Raw genomic sequence first — 18,997 nt, forward strand, 5'->3', positions numbered from 1 at the left:
TCTCTTCCTTATGGATTATGCGCCGGTCACGGCTTTGACGTCGGCGTCGGTGCCAACCTGTTTTGATACGAGGGCGCGGTCGATCTTGCGGATCATGCCAGACAGCGCCTTGCCCGCGCCGATCTCCCAGAACTCGGTGACGCCCTTGGCGGCCATCGCCTGCACGCTCTCGCGCCAGCGCACGGATCCGGTGACCTGCTCCACCAGAAGCTGGCGGATGGTGTCGGGATCAGTGACCGCATCGGCGCGCACATTGGCGATGAGCGGCACCGCAGGCGCCTTGATTTCAACGCCTGCAAGCGCTTCGGCCATCACATCGGCGGCGGGCTGCATCAGGGCGCAGTGGAACGGTGCTGAGACCGGCAGCATCACGGCGCGTTTGGCGCCTTTCTCCTTGGCGATCTCGGCGGCACGCTCCACCGCGGCCTTGTGGCCGGAGACCACCACCTGCGTGGGGTCATTGTCATTGGCGGCCTGCACCACCTCGCCCTCGGCGGCGGCCTCGGCGGCGACGGCTTTCACCGTTTCAAAGTCCAGCCCCAAGAGCGCTGCCATTGCGCCGACACCGACCGGCACGGCGCTTTGCATCGCCTGCCCCCGGGTGCGCAACAGGCGTGCCGTGTCGGCTATGCTGAGCGCGCCGGAGGCGGCCAGCGCGGAATATTCGCCCAAGCTGTGACCGGCCACAAAGGCGGCCTTTTCAATCGAAATGCCCTCGGCCTCCAGCGCGCGCATCGCGGCCATGGAGGTCGCCATCAAGGCAGGCTGGGCGTTTTGCGTCAGGGTCAGGGTCTCGATATCGCCCTCCCAGATCAGGCTGCTCAGGCTCTCGCCGAGGGCTGCGTCCACCTCGTCAAAGACCGCTTTGGCCGCCGGGTAGGCCTCGGCCAGCGCCTTGCCCATTCCGATGGTCTGGGCCCCTTGGCCGGGAAAAACGAAAGCGATCGACATGGCTGTCCTCATTCATAAAACTGTCTTTCGGGCTGGTTTAGCGACCCAAGGGAAGGCACACAAGCATTTCACGTCAATGAAATATGCCGTAACCCGCGCGATGACAGCACAGGTGCAGATCAACTGTGCATGAGCGAAGACAGTGCGTTCTTGCGCCCCGCCTGCGCGTCACTACCTTGGGGAAAACCCGCCAGACCTTACATCAAGGACCGACCCTCCATGTCTCGCCAGAACACAGATCAGAGCTACGGCTCCATCACCAAGACCTTTCATTGGTTGACCGCGCTCCTGATCCTGAGCGCCTTTCCTCTGGGCTATTTTGCCACTGAGTTGGCAGAGCAGATCCAAAGCAGCGGCTTTGATGGCTCTCAAGCGGTGATCGCGCGCGCCACGCTTTTGTTTTCGCTTCACAAAACTCTTGGTGTTGCGGTGTTTTTCACTGCGCTTTTGCGCATCCTCTGGGCAATCACGCAGGAAAAGCCGGGGCTTTTGCACCCCGATCGCAAACTGGAAGCCTGGGCTGCGGAGACTGCGCATTGGGTCCTCTACGGTGCGATGGTGATTGTGCCGCTCTCGGGCTGGATACATCACGCAGCCACCGATGGCTTTGCTCCGATCTGGTGGCCGTTTGGGCAAGACCTACCGATGGTGCCAAAATCCGAACTGGTGTCTAAGCTGTTCAGCACCATCCATTTCTATGCCGTGCTCCTGCTGGGTGCGGCGATCCTTGCCCATGTGGCGGGGGCCTTGAAACACCATGTTCTGGACAAAGACAGCACGTTGCTGCGGATGCTGCCCGGCCGCCGCGCGCTGCCACAACCGCCCGCACAGACGCACTCTGCCCTGCCGTTCCTGTCGGCCCTGCTGGTCTGGGCCGGGGTGCTTACGGGCAGCAGCGCGCTTTATTTCAGCGCATCCGATAAAGGCACGACAGCCGCTCCTGCCCTGCGCGAAACCGTCGAAGGCTCCGGCTGGAGCGTTGAAAGCGGCAGCCTCGGCATCGAAGTGGTGCAGATGGGCAGCACGGTGAGCGGCAGTTTTGCCGACTGGAACGCCAAGATCTCCTTTGAAGAACCTGCAGCCCCCGGCCCAGCCGGTGAGGTTGAGGTCACCATTGCCATCCCGTCGCTGACGCTTGGATCGGTAACAGATCAGGCGATGGGCGCGGATTACTTTGATGCAGAGACCTATCCAAGCGCCACATTTGCAGCCGAGATCGTACAGATCGACGACAGGCAATATGAGGCGCGCGGCACGCTCACCATCCGGGATCAGACGGTGCAGACCACCCTGCCCTTCACGCTCGACCTTGAGGGTGACACTGCCACCATGAGCGGACGCACTGAGGTGAACCGTCTCGATTTCAACGTCGGCACGGGCACGCAGGACGAAGCAACACTGGCCTTTGGCGTCAATATCACCGTCGATCTGGTCGCCCGCCGCGCCCAATAGGCCCGCGCTCACACAAGACCGCCGCGCAGACCCTGATGGTTCGCGCGGCGGCTTTGGCAGATCGTATCTTGCGAATTAGTGGCCGAGATACTGTGTTCCGAGGGTTTCGCGGTAACGCTCCGCCCATGCGCTGTTGATCGCCTCAATGGCCCCTTCGGCGTCGGCCTCCGCAAAGCAGCGATTAAAATCCTCTGCCAACTGCGCGTCGCGGAAGTTCATCCCATAGCTTGAGGGCTCAAAGATCGCCTGAAAGGTCACACCCTGATTGGGGTCAAACATCAGATCCCCGGATTGTTCGCGCAGCTGGCGATTATATTCGGCAAAAATCATGCCATCGCCCACCACCGCATCGACGCGTTTGCCAAAGATCATACGGCTCTGACCGATCTGATCCGCCACTTCCTTGTAGCTCTTGAAGCTTGAAGCTGCGTCCTTCAACCCCGGCAGAATATCTGAGGCGCCCATAAAGGCGATTACAGAATGGCCCGCGAGCGCGGCCAGATCGCCATAGGTGTTGCCCGCATCCGTCAGGAAAGACACACCGTTTTGATACTGGATATAGACGTCGCTTTGATGGCCGCCGAGCGGCATCCCCACGGGCACGGTGGCCACCGCATCACCGGTGCCATTGGCATAGGTTTTCCAGTGGCGGGTGAAGGGCTGGATCTCAAAGGAGACAGTATGGCCGCAACGCTCCATTACGGTGGAAATGATCTCAGCCTCGCGCCCGCTGCCATCCGCATTGAACATGGGCGGCAAGTCTCCGGCGAGGATGGTGATTTCGTCAGCGGTGGCAACCGCCGGGCTCTGAAACAGAGCCAGCGAAAGCGCGGCAGCAAAATAGGTGGCTTTATACATCAAATGGCTCCTGAACGGATGGCTGTGATTTCCAAGTGAAGTCACGATCCGCTGGGCGAGCTAACGCTGGCTTAACGCAAGCCCGCGAAATTTTGACGATCTGATTCAGAGTTTAACGATCACCCTACGGCACACGGGCGGCCGCCGCTGCCTAATGAATGCCAGAGGTCAGCCCGCGCATCAGCCACCGCTGACTGATCACCATCACCAGCCCCGGCGGCACGAGGGCCAAAAGCGCCAAGACCTGACCCTCTGCGCTCCCTGCCCCGGCGCGGGTCACGCCGCTGACCACGGTCATCATGTCCTGACGTGTGGTCGACAACATCAGCGGCCAGACATATTGGTTCCAGCCCAGCACAAAGAAGATCGAAAACAGCGCCGCCACCATAGGCGCGGACATGGGCAGCAGAATATCCCAAAGACAGCGCAGCGGGCGAGCGCCATCCAGTCGCGCAGCCTCGATCAGTTCTTTGGGGATTTGTTTCAGGAATTGGCGGAACACCAATACGCTAAGACCGCTTGCGACCACCGGCAGGATCATCCCAGCATGGGTATTTGACAGCCCCAGCTGATGCACCACCGCAAAACTGGGCAGGATGCGTGTCTCGATGGGAAAGAACATCGCCATCAGGATCACTCCAAAGAGCCACTCTCGTCCCGGCAGCGGAAAAAACACCAGTGCAAACGCCGCCAGCAAGGACAGCACACAAGCAAGAGCCGCCACCCCGAGCGCCAGCACCAGCGAATTCCCGAGCATCTGCCAAAGGTCGATGTGGTAGCCGAGGGTCCGATCGGCGCTGAACATGGCCCGGATCTGTCGGCTCAGGTCAGGATCAGACAGCACCTGCCCGATCAGCACCAAAACCGGCCCCACCATGATGAGGCAGCCAAGACAGAGGATCAGATGATCAAAATACCGGCTCATGAGACACAGTCTATAACGGACACGCGCCACAGAGGTCACGCGGGGACGCAAAGGTCAATGAAGGCATTGACCGGGATACAAAAAACCACCGATCCCATCGGGACCGGTGGCTAAAAGGCACCTGTTCGGTGTCTTTGGTTTATTCGGCTTTGGTTGCCTCGATGGAGATCTTAACTTCGACCTCATCGCCGACGAAGGGCGCGAACTGGCCCAATTCATACTCGGAGCGCACCAAAGTGGTGGTGGCATCAAAACCCGCCCATGGCTTTTTCGCCATCGGGTGCTCGCCGGCCTTGTTCAGTTTGGCGTCGAGAACCACGGATTTGGTCACGCCATTGAGGGTCAGATCGCCCGTGATTTTTGCGGTGTCTTCGCCGGTCACTTCGATGCCGGTAGAGGTGAAGGAGACCATTTCGTCATCCGCAGCACCGAAGAAATCATCGGACATGAAGTGGTTGAAGCGCGCTTCCCAGCCGGTGAACATGGACTTCACGGGCATGGAGACGGAAACGGAAGAGTTCGCCGGGTCTTCCTGATCAAACATGATCTCGCCTTCAAAGCCGGAGAACATGCCCCAAGTGGTGGAATAGCCGAGGTGGTTGTAGCTGAACAGGATCTGGCTATGGCTCGAGTCGAGCGTGTATTTTTCAGGTGCAGCAAAAGCGGAAGTCGCGGCGGTGCCGATCAGCGCAGCAGCAAGCAGGATCTTTTTCATGTGTCTGGGCTCCAGAGTGGTGGTTCGATGGTCATAATGTCGGCCATGCGGTTGGCGTCAGCTAGTCCGCAAAACCCAACATCGAGTGTTGGGAAATGAACACCCGGCTGTGCGCCGGGTGGGTCTGATATAAGCTGACCTAACGCAGTTGACCCGCCAAATCCTCTCGGATCGGCGGGTTCTCACGCGAATGTCAGATAACGTGGGGTCTTGACCCCGGCGCCGGAACGCTGTGGTCGCGGCAGATCAGCTCATGATGCGCAGATGCGGTTTCAGCTGAGACAACAACAGCTTGCGTGTGGTGCGACCTTCGAGCGGCAGTTCAATCAGAACGCTGCCATCGCCTTCGAGGATTTGCAGCGTCTTACCGCTGAAACGCGCTGCACCAAGCGAGGCATAGCTGCGGCGCATCAGCACAACCGAACGCCCATCGCTGCGAATCTCTTCGATGCGCAACTCATTGCGCTGTGCGTCAAAATGAAATTCCGGCGGCAGCTTCATTTCCCGCTGCAACAGCAAGCACAGGCCGACAAACAGCAAAAACACCGACACGCCAATGCGGATCAACGCCATTTGCGGATCCGCACCGGAGTCTGGCATCAACCAGAGCCCGGTCGAGGCCATCACCATGCAACCACCGAGCAGGCGCAGCAACATAGCAGACACGGATCCGCCGGGGCGTAGGGTTACTTGCGAGGGCGCCTCAGAGCGAAATCCCGGCACATGATCAATCGGTGCAACACGGGTAAAGTCGATGACGTTCTGATCAATCGCTGTCATGGCTTTCTTCCTCTATACTCGCGGGCGCCCTTGACGCCGTTAACGACTTGTTAACCTATTCACTCGCGCTGGAATGGGGCAGCAGTGTGGCAGGGTGAGGGAAAACTTGGTTCCCTATCCTATTTCGCCAGACCCCGAGCCGAACGCCCCCGCGCCCTGACCTTCTGTGGCGGGTTGCGCTTTGGCACAAAGCCGTCTAATGGGAGGCCTCCTTCCGTATCTTTTGATCCGCGCAGACTCTCGTGGTGGGGCAGCGGAAGGCAAATATGCCCCTCCTATGAAATGCGCCCAGACACAAACAGGAGTTCGCATGCCACTCTATGAGCATGTCATGATTGCGCGTCAGGACCTGTCCAACTCGCAAGCAGAAGGCCTCATCGAACACTTCGGTGCTGTTCTGTCCGACAACGGCGGTAAGCTGGTCGACCAGGAGTACTGGGGCGTGAAAACCATGGCCTACAAGATCAACAAAAACCGCAAGGGCCACTACGCCTTCCTGCGCTCCGACGCACCTTCGTCGGCCGTTCAGGAAATGGAACGCCTGATGCGCCTGCATGACGACGTGATGCGCGTTCTGACCATCAAGGTCGAAGAGCACGCTGAGGGCCCCTCGGTCCAGATGCAGAAACGTGACGAACGCGACAACCGTCGCGAGCGCCGTTGATCCAACGCTTGAGAAAAGGACGCTAAACCATGGCAGCCAAACCATTTTTCCGTCGCCGGAAAGTGTGCCCGTTCTCCGGTGAGAACGCGCCCAAAATCGATTACAAGGACACTCGTCTGCTGCAGCGCTATATCTCTGAGCGTGGCAAGATTGTTCCTTCCCGCATCACCGCCGTTTCGGCGAAGAAGCAGCGTGAACTGGCCCGTGCTATCAAGCGCGCCCGCTTCCTCGCCCTGCTGCCCTACGCCGTGAAGTAAGGAGACCTGATCCATGCAAGTTATCCTTCTTGAACGTGTTGCGAAGCTCGGCCAGATGGGCGACGTCGTTGACGTAAAGCCCGGCTTTGCACGTAACTACCTGCTGCCGCAGGGCAAGGCTCAGACCGCGTCTGACGCCAACATTGCAGCTTTTGAATCCCAGAAAGCGCAGCTTGAAGCGCGCAACCTGGAGACCAAGAAAGAAGCAGAAGCGCTCGGCGAGAAACTCAACGGCCAGCAGTTCGTCGTGATTCGCTCCGCCTCCGATGGCGGCAACCTCTACGGCTCCGTCACCACCCGTGACGCGGCTGACGTTGCAACCGAAGAAGGCTTCTCGGTCGACCGCAAGCAGGTCATCATCCGTGAGCCGATCAAGACCCTGGGCCTGCACATCGCAGAAGTGCACCTGCACCCCGAGGTCATGGTGACCATCGAGCTGAACGTTGCGCGCTCCCCCGAGGAAGCGGAACTGCAGGCCTCCGGCAAGTCCATTCAGGAACTGGCCGCTGAAGAAGAAGCCGCAGCAGAGTTCGAAATCTCCGAACTCTTCGACGATATCGGTGGCGCAGCTTCTGACGACGACGAAGGCGACGCACCGGTTGCGACCGCAGAAGAAGACGACTCCAAGTAAGCTTCGGCTGACTGCAGGGGTTTTGCCCTTGCGATTGGAACAAAGAAAAAGGCGGCATCCTATGGATGTCGCCTTTTTTGCATTCCCGGATAAGCGCCTTAGCGGCGGAACAGTTCCAGCAGCAATCTCGGCGCCTGATTGGCAATGGTGAGAGACTGTATCGCCAGTTCTTGCTGTGTCTTCAGCGCGGCCAGTCGGGCGGAAGCCTCCTCCATATTAGTGTCCGTCAGGGCAGAGACGCCCAATTCCATGGAATCCATCAATCGCCCAACAAAATCGGACTGATCCTCGATGCGCGCAGCGGAAGAGCCCAGAGACGCAGCCCCCGTGATGGCCACTTGCAAGAAATCTTCGATTTCCGTCAGCGCGGTAGCGGCAGAGGTGCTGTCGGTGATCGCAGTGAGGCTGCTCGCCAAATCGAGGGTGTTATCGAAATTCACCGAAGCCACCGTGATCTCATTTGCGGTCACGGTGCCGCCCGACCCCACACGGTTCAACGAGGCAAGCACGCCCAGCGACGTGGCGCCGGACCCATCGACGTCCGCAGACAGGAGGTTTGCACCGTTAAACTGCGCGGCGGCGATGATCGCCTCGACCTGTTCGACCTTAGAGGCAATATCGGTCTGAATGGTGGCATGGTCGACGTTTTCAGACTGTGCCGATACGATCAGTTCTTTAATCTCTGTCAGCTTTTCGACGATCTGCTCTGCGCCAGCTGAGGCGACAGCGACGGTGGCTTCGCCCATGGCGAGACCGTCCTTGATCGAGCGAAAGCCGGAGATGTCGGATTCCATGGTTTTGGCAATCGACCAGACGGCGGCATTGTCTTTGGCCGAGCCGATCCGCTTACCGGTTGAGATGGAGTTCTGCACATCGGTAAGGTTGCCGTTAATGGTCTTCAGAGTACGAAGGGCTATCTGCGCCCCGTGATTGGTCAGTATGCTGGACATGGGTTAGGGTTCCATCGCGAGGGACTGGACAGTCCCACAGGTGTAGATCCCGTTTCTGAGATCGCAGCGTATCGCTCTGGACACTGCCGAAGTGGTCCCCCGGCGCCATCCGCCCATCGTGCGGCTGGATGCAGGTTAACGATATCCACAAAGGCGTTAATATATGGCTAACACGTAACGCAGTCGTTAACCCGACCAAAGCCGCTTTGCCCGATCGGGTAAACTTGTTCACAAAAAAACCGCCGGCCCCAAAGGAGCCGGCGGTGGTATTCCTCAGGTCAGGAGACCTTAACGGAAGAGCTGCAACAGCGAGCTTGGCGCTTCATTCGCGATGGTCAGCGACTGGGTTGCCAGATCCTGCTGGGTTTGCAACGCGGACAGGCGCGCGGAGGCCTCTTCCATGTTGGTGTCGGTCATGGTCGACACGCCCAAAGTCATGGAGTCCACGAGGTTGCTGACGAACTCGGACTGATCTTCCAAACGCGCAGCATCCGCACCAAGGGATGCAGCACCGGTGATCGCGGTTTGCAGATAGGTTTCGATTTCACCCAGAGCAGAAGCCGCCGAGGCGGAGTCGGTGATTTGAGTCATCGATGCGACGTCGAGATCGGTCTCAAAATCAACGGAGGCGACGGAAATCTCAACCGCAGACACGGCACCACCTGCGCCAACACGGTCAAGCGAGGCAAGAACACCAACACCCGTCGCACCATTGCCATCGACGTCAGCGGCCAGCAGGTTTGCACCGTTGAACTGAGCAGCGGAGATAATCGCACCGATCTGCTCTACTTTGGAGTCGATGTCTGCTTGGATCTTCGCATGGTCAACGTTTTCAGACTGCGCAGAAACGATCAGTTCTTTCATTTCGGTCAGTTTTTCAACGATCTGCTCGGCACCGGCAGAGGCGACTGCGACGGTTGCTTCGCCGATGGACAGGCCTTCCTCGATTGCTTCAAAACCGGCAATGTCGGATTCCATGGTTTTGGAGATTGCCCAAACCGCGGAGTTATCCTTGGCGGAGCCCACCTCTTTACCGGTGGAGATGCTGGTTTGGGTTTTACCGAGGTCGTCGTTGACGGACTTCAGGGTCTGCAGCGCAACCATTGCGCCGTTATTGGTCAGAATGCTGGACATAGAGCACCTTATTCAATGGCAGGACAGTGATTTTTATGTCTGTCCTATATTCAGGTTATCCCGTTACACGGGGGCGAGTGGTCCCGTCCTAAACCTGCCTTCCACCTCACGGCGTCAGCGCCACCTGTCACCAGATGCACCATCAATGTGCCACAAAAGCACTTACGATTCATTAATGCGGCAGCGAGTCATTCCTACAATTTTAACACTGTTGAATAACTGTCTAAGCTTCGAAAAATTTTCCGTAAGAAATCGCATCTGTCGAGCGAGACACAAAAAAACCGCCGGCCCCAAAGGAGCCGGCGGTGGTATTCCTCAGATCAGGAGACCTTAACGGAAGAGCTGCAACAGCGAGCTTGGCGCTTCATTCGCGATGGTCAGCGACTGGGTGGCCAGATCTTGTTGGGTTTGCAACGCGGAAAGGCGCGCGGAGGCCTCTTCCATGTCGGTGTCGGTCATGGTCGACACGCCCATGGTCATGGAGTCAACGAGGTTGCTGACGAACTCGGACTGATCTTCCAGACGGGCCGAATCCGCACCCAGAGAAGCAGCACCGGTGATCGCAGTTTGAATCAGCACTTCAATCTCATCCAGTGCGGTCGCCGCCGTGGCTGTATCAGTAATCGTCGTCAGGCTCGTGCCAAAGTCCAGATCGGCCTCAAAATCGACAGATGCGATGGTGATCTCAACCGCAGACACGGCTCCACCTGCACCCACACGGTCCAGCGAGGCCAGAACGCCAACGCCGGTTGCGCCATTGCCATCCACATTGGTCGCCAGAAGGTTTGCACCGTTAAACTGGGCTGCGGAAATGATCGCCTCAACCTGTTCCACTTTGGAATCGATGTCGGTTTGAATGGTGGCGTGATCAACGTTTTCAGACTGCGCGGAGACGATCAGCTCTTTCATCTCGGTCAGTTTTTCAACGATCTGCTCAGCACCGGCAGAGGCAACCGCAACGGTCGCTTCACCGACAGAGAGACCCTCTTCGATCGCTTCAAAACCGGCGATGTCGGATTCCATGGTTTTGGAGATAGCCCAAACCGCGGAGTTATCCTTGGCTGTACCCACCTCTTTACCGGTGGAGATGCTGGTTTGAGTTTTGCCGAGGTCGTCATTGACGGACTTCAGGGTCTGCAGCGCAACCATTGCGCCGTTATTGGTCAGAATGCTGGACATAGAGCACCTTATTCAATGGCAGGACAGTATTTTTTATCTGTCCTATATTCAGGTTATCCCGTTACACGGGGGCGAGTGGTCCCGTCCTAAACCTGCCTTCCGCCTCTCAGCGTCAGCGCCATCCGTCACCAGATGCACGGTCAAAATGGCATGTATTCTGTTACTGACTCCTTAATGGGCGGCTTTTACATCCCTACAATTTTAACACAGCTGAATGATTTGCTAATCGTCGAAAATCCGCGACAATTGCATTGGATAATTGATTAAAACGGCAGGGCGTTTTTCGTCTGTTCCGTGGTCGCTTTGGTGTCGACTACATGATGACAATTCCGCTCCAAGCAACTGTATCTAATGATATATTTCTAACCTTACCGCACGCATCGCGCGCGTATAGGCAAAGCTCCGCCTTGTCTAAAATTGCAGGTTTGCCGCATCGCACAGCGTCGCTAGGTTGGGAGCCAGAGAAACAACCATGAGACAGCCCAATGAACCGTCGTCACCTGCTGTGGACCTTGGCGGCCTTTTCCCTCAGCTCCGTGGCGGGATGTGCAAGCACTGACGAGTCCGTCAGCCGTGCATTCAACCCGCCCCTCTATCCAAATGAGACACCGGAGCTGCGGAAAAAGATCAACTTCTGGGCCGATCATTACGAGGTGCCACGCAGTCTGGTGCACCGTCTTGCCATACGTGAAAGCACCCACCGCCCCTGGGCCACCAATCGCCCTTATTATGGGCTGCTGCAGATCCTGCCTGCCACCGCACGCTCCATGGGGTTTCGGGGCGAGCCGCAGGACCTGTTGGACGCAGATACCAATCTGAAATATGCCGTGCGTTATCTGCGTGGGGCGTGGCTGATTGCCGATGGCAGTCAGGATAACGCGGTCAAACACTATTCGCGGGGCTATTACTACGAGGCCAAGCGTCGCGGCATGCTGGAAGAGACCGGATTGCGCTGAAACTCTGCGCGATGAATACCGCCCCTCCTCAGGAGGAAGGGCGGACATATTGCGTGATCCTCAGTCGTCGGTGGACAGGATCTTCCAGATCACCGCCCCAATGACCGCCCCGACAAGCGGTGCAGCCCAGAACAGCCACAATTGTGTCAGCGCAGGTCCATCCGCAAACAGAGCGACCCCGGTGGAGCGCGCAGGGTTTACCGATGTGTTGGTCACCGGGATCGACACCAGATGGATCAGGGTCAGGCCCAGACCAATGGCAATCGGCGCAAAGCCTGCGGGCACAGTGGCAGAGGTTGCCCCAAGGATGATGATCAGGAACGCCGCGGTCATGACAATCTCCATGACCAGTGCGGACATCATCCCGTAGCCCAATGGGGAAGCGCCCCCATAGCCGTTTGAGGCAAATCCACCAACGCCCTCAAAGCCGTTGATGCCAGACACCACAACATAAAGCGTGGCCGCCGCCGCGATGGCGCCGATGACCTGCGCCAGCCAATAAGGGATCAGGTCTTTGGCCGGAAAGCGCCCTGCCACCACAAGACCAAGCGAGACAGCCGGATTAAAATGTCCGCCCGAAATCCCGCCAACCGCATAGGCCATGGTCAGCACCGTGAGACCAAAGGCCAGACTCACCCCCAGCCAACCGATTCCCACATTTTCAATTCCTGCAGCCAAGACGGCACTGCCACATCCGCCAAAGACCAGCCAAAAGGTCCCAACAAACTCAGCCAACAACTTTTTACTCATTTTTATCTCCACTTACACCGTCCCCGCTCAGATCTTGGACGCATCTTTTATTTTGTGAGCGTCTGAGCATTGTGTTTCAGTTTTCACTTTCTGGAAGTGGGAAAAATTTTAGAAATACTACTCAACCTTGCCCCCTCTGGCCGAGCATTGGCCTTGGCTGTCAAAGGCGCCGATTTTTCCCGGCGAAAATGTCATCTTCTCGCTCTATCATTTGAAGAATCGCCCCTGTGGCATTCAGCCGGGTGGGGCACAAAATATTGAATATTTCAGGAGAGTTAGATGTCTTGGCAAATTGACCGCAGGTCCTTTCTGGCAGGTAGTGCGGGTCTGATCGCACTGCATCCGTTTTCTGTTGCCGCTGCCTCGGGTCAGGTTCACCTGCGCCTGATGGAAACCACTGATTTGCACGTGCATGTGTTTCCTTATGATTATTATGGCGACAAACCGGTGGATACGCTGGGCCTTGCCCGCACCGCATCGCTGATCAATGACATCCGCGCAGAGGCGACCAATTCGCTGCTGGTGGACAATGGGGATTTCCTGCAGGGCAACCCGATGGGCGATTACATCGCCTATGAGCGCGGTATGAAAGAAGGCGACCAGCACCCGGTCATCACGGCGATGAACACCGTGGGCTTTGATGCCTCGACCTTGGGCAATCACGAGTTCAACTATGGGATCTCTTTCCTGATGAAATCGCTGGCCGGGGCCGGGTTCCCCGTGGTCTGCGCCAATATTGCCAAAAAGACCGGTGCTTCGCCGCGCGAGGATGAGACGCTGCTGCCGCCCTATGTGATGCTGGAGCGCACGCTGACCGATGGCGCAGGCAAATCTCACCCTATCAAGATCGGCCTGATTGGATTTGTGCCGCCGCAAGTGATGAACTGGGACCGCAAACATCTGGAAGGCAACGTGCAGGCGCGTGACATCGTCGAATGCGCCCGCGCCTATGTGCCCGAGATGAAGGAGAAAGGCGCAGACATCATTATTGCGCTGTCGCATTCTGGCATCGGCTCGGCCGATCACAGTGACGGCATGGAGAACGCCTCGGTGCCGCTGGCGGCGGTTGAGGGCATTGATGCCATTATGACCGGACACAGCCATCTGGTGTTCCCCTCCTCCACCTATGCGGATTTTGCAGGTGTTGATGCCGACAAAGGCACCATCCACGGCACCCCCGCCGTCATGGGCGGCTATTGGGGCAGCCATATGGGGCTGATCGACCTGATGCTGGAGCGCGATGGCAATGGCTGGCGTGTGGTGGGGCATGCCTCCGAGGCGCGACCCATTTCAAAGCGCAACGAAGACCGCAGCGTCACCGCGCTGGTGGAGAGCGACCAAAGCGTGCTTGACGCGGTGCAGGCAGACCATGACGCCACACTGGCCTATGTGCGCCGCGCGGTGGGCAAGACGGACGCGCCGCTGCACAGCTATTTTGCACTGGTGGCGGATGATCCGTCGGTGCAGATCGTCTCGATTGCGCAGACCTGGTATATCTCTCAGATGCTGAAGGGCACCGAGTATGAGGGCCTGCCGATCCTCTCCGCCGCCGCGCCGTTCAAGGCTGGCGGGCGCGGAGGGCCGGAGTATTACACCGATGTCCCCATAGGCGATGTGGCGATCAAGAATGTCGCCGATCTCTACCTCTATCCCAACACCGTGCGCGCAGTGAAAGTCACTGGTCAGCAGGTCAAGGACTGGCTGGAGCGCTCGGCGGGGATGTTCAATCAGGTTGTGCCCGGCAAGGCGGATCAGGTGCTGCTGAACACCGAGTTCCCCAGCTACAATTTTGATGTGATCGACGGGGTGACCTATCAGATCGACCTGAGCCAACCACCGATGTTTGCGCCCAAGGGTGAGGTTATCAACCCGGACACCAACCGGATCGTGAACCTCGAATTCAATGGGGCCCCCATTGATCCCGCGCAGGAGTTCATCATTGCCACCAATAACTACCGCGCCAGCGGCGGTGGCAGTTTTCCCGGCGCCATGGGCGATACCATCGTCTTTGAAGGGCCGGACACGAACCGCGACGTGATCGTGCGCTATATCGTGGAGCAAGGCACCATCAGCCCTAGGGCGGATGGCAACTGGCGCTTTGCACCGCTGCCGGAAACCTCAGTGCTGTTTGATACGGGACCCAAAGCGGCCGCGTATGCCGCCAATGTGCCCGGTGTGACCATCACCCCCGCCGGCGACGGGCCGGATGGGTTTGCACGGTTCAAAATCGCACTCTGATCTATGCTGAAGCAATTCTGAGGGCCGCCCTGCATTTGCGGGGCGGTTCTTTTTGTCAAACGACGCGGTTGCGCCCTGCCCGCTTGGCTTTCAGCAGCGCCACATCCGCCTGCCCGAGCACCGGTTCCATGTCTGCGCGCCCGTCGAAATCCGCACAGCTGAAGGTCGCGGTGACACGCCGGGTGGCGAGAATACGCGAGGTATCCAGCGCTTGGCGGCATTGTTCAGCCAAGGCGCGGGTGGTGCCTTTCTCCGGGTTGAGACGCAGCACCAGAAACTCCTCCCCGCCGATGCGGAAAAACAGATCACCGTCGCTCAGCTGCTGGCGCACCAAAGCGGTGACCGACCGCAGCACAAAATCGCCGGTTGGATGGCCGAAGGTGTCATTGACGCTTTTGAAGTAATCAAGATCAAAGAGGATCAGCGCTGCATTGCGCAAATCCTGCGTCTCTGACACGCGCGCCAGATGGCGACGATTAAAGCAACCTGTCAGCGGATCGAGAAACACGCTGTTTTCCAGCTGATCCTGCGCCTCGGTGATGCGCTTGGCGGCGAACCACAAAAAGGTCAGGCACAAGAGCAACGCCAGCCCGAGGCGTATGGCCATCGGCGCGTCTGCGCCCACAGTTGCCACCGTCCCTGCGACCGCGATCGTGAGCCCGAGAGAGTACCACACCGCAAAACGCCCGGGCTGCACAAGAAACGCGCCAATAAGGGTCGGAAAGGCATAAAACCCGACCTCCGCGCCTGCGCGCCACACCGACAGGACAATCACAGCGCCCAAGAGGAACAGGACCATCGGGATCGAGATTGGTAGCCTTTTCTTTTTCACAAAGGCGCACAGGTCGATCACGACCACCAAAACGAGCAGCCCAAGAGCACCAGACAGAATAAAATCACCGCGCGTTAAATTCAGGATCAGCATGGCTGCGCAAACCAGAGCCAAACAAACACCTAAGTAAAAGTTGACGCGCGCCTGCGCCTCAGTGGCTACCATTTAACCGCCCCAATACAACGCTGTGGGACCGAGTCACCTCGGAAAATTCAAATTTCAAAAACTAATGAAATTTTCGCGAGGAAAGTTGAAGCCCACAATGAGAAATATTTTGAGGGAAAAAATTTAATTTCTTCCCCGCAATCGCCATTCCCATGAACACCCCGCTTCTGTGAAAAGCAAAACCAGATCGCCAAAAAGTGGAGTGTTAATTTTTCCTTTCTACCATAGCCTTTAGGCGTTTTTCGTATTTCCGATGAAACAAGCGCAGCATTATTGATGGCGCCAGATTCCAAAGACGTATTGGCCTAAATCCATAATGCACGGGCATCTCTGAGCTGTCAAAATATTGACGCACGAGATATTTTAGGTTGCGTATATCGCAATATAAAAAGGCCGCCCCGAGGGACGGCCTTTCAAAACTTCAAAGGTGTGGAAGTTACTCTTCTTCCAGCGCCTCAACAGCTTTCTGCAGGTCCTCTTTGGACACTTCTTTCTCAGAAACTTTGGCCTGATCGAACACCAGATCGATGACTTTGTCTTCAAAGATCGGCGCGCGCAGTTGCTGTTGCATCTGAGCATTTTGCTGAATGAATTCAAAGAACTGACGTTCCTGACCCGGATACTGGCGTGCTTGCTGCATGATCGCTTGGGTCATTTCCTGGTCGGTCACTTCGACTTCGGCTTTCTGACCCATCTCGGCCAGCAGCAGACCAAGACGCACGCGGCGCTCGGCCAGCTTGTTGTGCTCGTCGGTCGGCTCGATTTCCGGGTGGTCGTGGCCCTGCACGTCCGGGTTTTCCTCGTGCCACAGCTGGTGCGCGATCTGCTTGGCTTCTGCCTCAACGAGGCTCGGCGGCAGGTCGAAGGAGACCAGTTCGGCCAGCGCGTCGAGGGCGGCACGCTTCATCACCTGACGGGCGGCGCCAGCATATTCTGCTTCGAGACGCTCGGAGATCTGACCTTTCAACTGGTCCAGATCCTCAGAACCGAATTTCTTGGCCAGCTCGTCGTTGATCTCTGCCGCTTTGGGGGCTTTGACCTCTTTGACGGTGCAGGAGAACACGGCTTCTTTGCCCGCGAGGTGCTCTGCGCCATACTCTTCTGGGAAGGTCACGGTGACGTCTTTTTCTTCACCGGACTTCACACCAACCAGTTGCTCTTCAAAGCCGGGGATGAAGGAGTTGGAGCCCAGCGTCAGCGGGTAATCCTCGGCGGAACCGCCTTCGAACGCTTCGCCGTCCACTTTGCCGACAAAGTCGATTACGACCTGATCGCCATCCTCGGATGCGGCACCCTCTTCGCGGGCTTCGAATTCCTGTGCAGAGGACGCGAGGTTTTCCAGCGCCTCGGTCACGGCTGCGTCTTCTGCTTTGACGACCAGCTTTTCCAACTCAACACCGGACACGTCGACCTCAGGGATCGCGGGCAGTGCTTCATAGGACATCTCGACGTTGACGTCGTCGCCCTCTTTCCAGTCTTCGTTGGTCATTTTGACGTCAGGCTGCAGCGCCGGACGGTCGCCGGAGTCTTCAAAGTGCTTGTTCATCGCACCATCGACAGCTTCCTGCATGACTTCGCCCATAAGGCGGGGACCGAACTGCTTTTTCAAAAGCGGCATCGGAACCTTGCCCTTGCGGAAGCCCTTCATCTCGATCTCGGGTTGCGCTTCGGCCAGTTTCGCGTTGACCTTCTCTTCCAGCTCGGTTGCCGGAATGGTGATCGCGTAGCCGCGCTTCAGACCTTCGTTCAGAGTTTCAGTGACCTGCATCATATTCCCCATAGAGATTCGGGGCGCGCGCGCAGGCTCCGCCCCCAGACAATTTGAGGCCTTCTATTGGCCCGCGCGTCGCGGTGCAAGGGGCATCAGCCTCGATCCGCTCAGGAAGCGTCTCAAAGGGGCCTTTTCACCCGGTTTTCGCACCTGAATGGCGGGTTTTGCCTCATTGGACATGCAAACGCCCCCCGGCCAGTGACCGGAGGGCGCAGCATTATGCGGATGACACAAGCGCAAGTAGGTCACGAGGTATAAACCCCTCGCACCGGCATCGCCCGTATATTCTCTGGATCAGAACTTCCAGCGCGCACCAGCGAGGATGGCAGAGCCGTCCTGATAGTTGGTCGCCGAAGCATCGTCATAGGAATATTCGCGATACGCGATATAGGCCTCAAGGTTCTGCTTGTCGAACTTCTGAACCGCAGCAATGCCAAAGGATTCTGCGCTGTCGTTGGTGGAGACCAGATCCGAGCCGTCATAATAGTCGACGGAGAAGGAGGTGGAACCAACGGAGATCAGGTTGGCGGTGTAGCCCAGCTTCACATAGCCGTAATCACCACCGGTATCACGGTCACCGGTTGCAGCGCTCAGCGACAGACCTGTGGGTTCGTGCAGAACGGCGGCAGAGGCGATGGTGTCGCGGGTGTCTTCGGAGCCGCCCTTCTCTGTCCAACTGACAGCCAGTGCACCGGCCACAGTGAAATCGCCAAGATCTTCGTTCATGTAGTTCAGGGCAATATCGTACTGCTGGGTGTCGGCATCGCGGGTCAGGATGTCCTCACCATAAGAGGCAGAGACGGTGAAGCCCGAGAATTCCGGCGAGTCATAGCGGATACGACCCCGGCGCGAGCCGTCAAAGGTCGAGAAGACGTCGCCGACTTCGATACCGGTCAGGTTGCCTGCGGTGTCACGCAGGAAATACCCGCCTGCAGCGTCTGCCACGGCGGAACCTGCCACGACACCGGTGCCCGAAAGGTCGATACCAGTGGCACCATCAGCCGCCATGGAACCCTGACCAATAGAGAAGGTGCCGTAGCGCGGGGTGTGCCACTGCAGATCGACGTGACGCAGATCGCTGCGGGTCCAGTCGGTGATGTCGCCCTGACCGTTCTGGTTCACACCATCCGAGCCGCGCAGCGACAGAGAGGTTTCAAAACGGAACTTCAGGGTGTTCTCGCCAAAGGGCTGCTCCAGCCAGAAGCCAACGCGCGAACCGGAGTTGGCGTTGTCGACGAGGCGGTTGTAGTCTTCCTGACCGTCGTCATAACCCTGATAGGTCAAGTTGAGCTGGCCATACCAACGGAAGGAGCCACCATTGTCAGATGTGTAGGTGGGGCCCGCAACTGCGGGAGCGGCAAGGAGGGCTGACAGCGCAAGGGCGCTGGAGCCCACCGCAAGGGTTTTGGTGCTCATGATCTGAGTCTCCTAATTCAAAGGTCAGCCGGACATCCTCCATCCCCGGACCCGACTAGCATCGGAGTTACCATGTAAGTTTTTTGATGAAAGGACTTGAAAGTAAGCGTAGGTGAACGGGTCAGTTCACATTTCAGAAGGCGCTGTAATAGCGGCATTATTCTGCTCACTCAGGCGAACCCCAAGGAATTCAGAAGATATTTTTCAACCCTCGAAATTAGATTTTTTCAACACTCTGCTATTCGCTCTGTGCAACGCTCCGCGCAAAATTCCGTGATCTTTGTCGAATCAAGATGTCGCTCAAGCACGGCTCAAGAGCTGCGCGCATCCGTCACCGTATTGGGTGCGCACAGCAGGAAAACGTCCCCTCCAA

The 18,997-nt window shown here is 57.7% G+C and carries 18 protein-coding genes; 6 read left to right on the forward strand and 12 right to left on the reverse strand.

Features of this window, described 5'->3' with window-relative positions; all coding sequences use genetic code 11:
- Positions 1-15: 15 nt before the first annotated feature.
- The gene (gene fabD / locus K529_RS08135) at positions 16-951 is read right to left on the reverse strand and encodes an ACP S-malonyltransferase (RefSeq protein ID WP_046002120.1); all 936 of its coding nucleotides are present in this window, start codon (positions 949-951) and stop codon (positions 16-18) included.
- Positions 952-1,170: 219 nt separating this feature from the next.
- Here fabD and K529_RS08140 point away from each other — a divergent pair, with 219 nt between their 5' ends.
- On the forward strand, positions 1,171-2,403 hold the full coding sequence (locus tag K529_RS08140) for a cytochrome b/b6 domain-containing protein (RefSeq protein WP_005608622.1): 1,233 nt from the start codon (positions 1,171-1,173) through the stop codon (positions 2,401-2,403).
- Positions 2,404-2,478: 75 nt separating this feature from the next.
- On the opposite strand, the gene K529_RS08145 is transcribed toward K529_RS08140, so the two are convergent.
- The 4 genes from K529_RS08145 to K529_RS08160 all read right to left on the reverse strand — a co-directional run bounded on the left by K529_RS08145 (position 2,479) and on the right by K529_RS08160 (position 5,681).
- Positions 2,479-3,261 carry a type 2 periplasmic-binding domain-containing protein gene (locus tag K529_RS08145; protein WP_005608624.1) on the reverse strand — a complete coding sequence of 261 codons (783 nt, stop codon included), beginning with the start codon at positions 3,259-3,261 and terminating at the stop codon, positions 2,479-2,481.
- Between the two features lie 151 nt (positions 3,262-3,412).
- Positions 3,413-4,186 (reverse strand): carbohydrate ABC transporter permease, encoded by a 774-nt coding sequence (locus K529_RS08150; RefSeq protein ID WP_005608626.1) that lies wholly within the window; start codon positions 4,184-4,186, stop codon positions 3,413-3,415.
- 139 nt (positions 4,187-4,325) lie between these two features.
- Entirely contained in the window at positions 4,326-4,901 is a 576-nt protein-coding gene (locus K529_RS08155; protein ID WP_005608630.1) for a YceI family protein, read from the reverse strand.
- Between the two features lie 246 nt (positions 4,902-5,147).
- The gene (locus K529_RS08160; protein ID WP_005608631.1) at positions 5,148-5,681 is read right to left on the reverse strand and encodes a hypothetical protein; all 534 of its coding nucleotides are present in this window, start codon (positions 5,679-5,681) and stop codon (positions 5,148-5,150) included.
- A gap of 310 nt (positions 5,682-5,991) precedes the next feature.
- Between K529_RS08160 and rpsF the strand changes: the two genes are divergently transcribed.
- The 3 genes from rpsF to rplI are packed head-to-tail and all read left to right on the forward strand — an operon-like array spanning position 5,992 to position 7,233.
- Positions 5,992-6,345 carry a 30S ribosomal protein S6 gene (gene rpsF / locus K529_RS08165; RefSeq protein ID WP_005608637.1) on the forward strand — a complete coding sequence of 118 codons (354 nt, stop codon included), beginning with the start codon at positions 5,992-5,994 and terminating at the stop codon, positions 6,343-6,345.
- A gap of 29 nt (positions 6,346-6,374) precedes the next feature.
- Positions 6,375-6,602 carry a 30S ribosomal protein S18 gene (rpsR, locus tag K529_RS08170; protein ID WP_005608650.1) on the forward strand — a complete coding sequence of 76 codons (228 nt, stop codon included), beginning with the start codon at positions 6,375-6,377 and terminating at the stop codon, positions 6,600-6,602.
- 13 nt (positions 6,603-6,615) lie between these two features.
- Positions 6,616-7,233, forward strand: coding sequence for a 50S ribosomal protein L9 (rplI, locus tag K529_RS08175; RefSeq protein ID WP_005608652.1), 618 nt, complete (start codon positions 6,616-6,618; stop codon positions 7,231-7,233).
- Positions 7,234-7,331: 98 nt separating this feature from the next.
- Here rplI and K529_RS08180 read toward each other — a convergent pair whose 3' ends face one another.
- The 3 genes from K529_RS08180 to K529_RS08190 form a co-directional block, all read right to left on the reverse strand.
- On the reverse strand, positions 7,332-8,183 hold the full coding sequence (locus tag K529_RS08180; protein ID WP_005608656.1) for a flagellin N-terminal helical domain-containing protein: 852 nt from the start codon (positions 8,181-8,183) through the stop codon (positions 7,332-7,334).
- Positions 8,184-8,471: 288 nt separating this feature from the next.
- Complete coding sequence (locus K529_RS08185) at positions 8,472-9,317, reverse strand: flagellin N-terminal helical domain-containing protein (RefSeq protein ID WP_005608658.1); 846 nt, start codon at positions 9,315-9,317, stop codon at positions 8,472-8,474.
- Between the two features lie 330 nt (positions 9,318-9,647).
- On the reverse strand, positions 9,648-10,496 hold the full coding sequence (locus K529_RS08190; RefSeq protein WP_005608664.1) for a flagellin N-terminal helical domain-containing protein: 849 nt from the start codon (positions 10,494-10,496) through the stop codon (positions 9,648-9,650).
- A 485-nt stretch (positions 10,497-10,981) separates the two neighbouring features.
- Here K529_RS08190 and K529_RS08195 point away from each other — a divergent pair, with 485 nt between their 5' ends.
- Positions 10,982-11,452: a lytic transglycosylase domain-containing protein gene (locus tag K529_RS08195; protein ID WP_005608667.1), complete on the forward strand. Its 471-nt coding sequence runs from the start codon at positions 10,982-10,984 to the stop codon at positions 11,450-11,452.
- Between the two features lie 60 nt (positions 11,453-11,512).
- On the opposite strand, the gene aqpZ is transcribed toward K529_RS08195, so the two are convergent.
- Entirely contained in the window at positions 11,513-12,202 is a 690-nt protein-coding gene (aqpZ, locus tag K529_RS08200) for an aquaporin Z (protein WP_005608670.1), read from the reverse strand.
- Positions 12,203-12,481: 279 nt separating this feature from the next.
- Here aqpZ and K529_RS08205 point away from each other — a divergent pair, with 279 nt between their 5' ends.
- Positions 12,482-14,440, forward strand: coding sequence for a bifunctional 2',3'-cyclic-nucleotide 2'-phosphodiesterase/3'-nucleotidase (locus K529_RS08205; RefSeq protein ID WP_005608672.1), 1,959 nt, complete (start codon positions 12,482-12,484; stop codon positions 14,438-14,440).
- A gap of 55 nt (positions 14,441-14,495) precedes the next feature.
- Here the strand turns inward: K529_RS08205 and K529_RS08210 are convergent, their stop codons facing one another.
- The 3 genes from K529_RS08210 to K529_RS08220 form a co-directional block, all read right to left on the reverse strand.
- On the reverse strand, positions 14,496-15,365 hold the full coding sequence (locus K529_RS08210) for a GGDEF domain-containing protein (RefSeq protein WP_227512271.1): 870 nt from the start codon (positions 15,363-15,365) through the stop codon (positions 14,496-14,498).
- A 508-nt stretch (positions 15,366-15,873) separates the two neighbouring features.
- The gene (gene tig, locus K529_RS08215; RefSeq protein WP_005608676.1) at positions 15,874-17,205 is read right to left on the reverse strand and encodes a trigger factor; all 1,332 of its coding nucleotides are present in this window, start codon (positions 17,203-17,205) and stop codon (positions 15,874-15,876) included.
- A 297-nt stretch (positions 17,206-17,502) separates the two neighbouring features.
- On the reverse strand, positions 17,503-18,624 hold the full coding sequence (locus K529_RS08220; protein ID WP_005608678.1) for a porin: 1,122 nt from the start codon (positions 18,622-18,624) through the stop codon (positions 17,503-17,505).
- Positions 18,625-18,997 lie beyond the last annotated feature (373 nt).

The organism is Tritonibacter mobilis F1926 (genome assembly GCF_000376545.2).
GTDB lineage: Bacteria > Pseudomonadota > Alphaproteobacteria > Rhodobacterales > Rhodobacteraceae > Epibacterium > Epibacterium mobile.

Coding starts and splice junctions, on each gene's coding strand:
- fabD (WP_046002120.1), bottom strand. CDS start 951: ATGTCGATCGCTTTCGTTTTTCCCGGCCAAGGGGCCCAGACCATCGGA.
- rplI (WP_005608652.1), top strand. CDS start 6,616: ATGCAAGTTATCCTTCTTGAACGTGTTGCGAAGCTCGGCCAGATGGGC.
- aqpZ (WP_005608670.1), bottom strand. CDS start 12,202: ATGAGTAAAAAGTTGTTGGCTGAGTTTGTTGGGACCTTTTGGCTGGTC.
- K529_RS08185 (WP_005608658.1), bottom strand. CDS start 9,317: ATGTCCAGCATTCTGACCAATAACGGCGCAATGGTTGCGCTGCAGACC.
- tig (WP_005608676.1), bottom strand. CDS start 17,205: ATGCAGGTCACTGAAACTCTGAACGAAGGTCTGAAGCGCGGCTACGCG.
- K529_RS08145 (WP_005608624.1), bottom strand. CDS start 3,261: ATGTATAAAGCCACCTATTTTGCTGCCGCGCTTTCGCTGGCTCTGTTT.
- K529_RS08150 (WP_005608626.1), bottom strand. CDS start 4,186: ATGAGCCGGTATTTTGATCATCTGATCCTCTGTCTTGGCTGCCTCATC.
- K529_RS08210 (WP_227512271.1), bottom strand. CDS start 15,365: ATGCTGATCCTGAATTTAACGCGCGGTGATTTTATTCTGTCTGGTGCT.
- K529_RS08195 (WP_005608667.1), top strand. CDS start 10,982: ATGAACCGTCGTCACCTGCTGTGGACCTTGGCGGCCTTTTCCCTCAGC.
- K529_RS08180 (WP_005608656.1), bottom strand. CDS start 8,183: ATGTCCAGCATACTGACCAATCACGGGGCGCAGATAGCCCTTCGTACT.
- rpsR (WP_005608650.1), top strand. CDS start 6,375: ATGGCAGCCAAACCATTTTTCCGTCGCCGGAAAGTGTGCCCGTTCTCC.
- rpsF (WP_005608637.1), top strand. CDS start 5,992: ATGCCACTCTATGAGCATGTCATGATTGCGCGTCAGGACCTGTCCAAC.
- K529_RS08205 (WP_005608672.1), top strand. CDS start 12,482: ATGTCTTGGCAAATTGACCGCAGGTCCTTTCTGGCAGGTAGTGCGGGT.
- K529_RS08190 (WP_005608664.1), bottom strand. CDS start 10,496: ATGTCCAGCATTCTGACCAATAACGGCGCAATGGTTGCGCTGCAGACC.
- K529_RS08140 (WP_005608622.1), top strand. CDS start 1,171: ATGTCTCGCCAGAACACAGATCAGAGCTACGGCTCCATCACCAAGACC.
- K529_RS08220 (WP_005608678.1), bottom strand. CDS start 18,624: ATGAGCACCAAAACCCTTGCGGTGGGCTCCAGCGCCCTTGCGCTGTCA.
- K529_RS08155 (WP_005608630.1), bottom strand. CDS start 4,901: ATGAAAAAGATCCTGCTTGCTGCTGCGCTGATCGGCACCGCCGCGACT.
- K529_RS08160 (WP_005608631.1), bottom strand. CDS start 5,681: ATGACAGCGATTGATCAGAACGTCATCGACTTTACCCGTGTTGCACCG.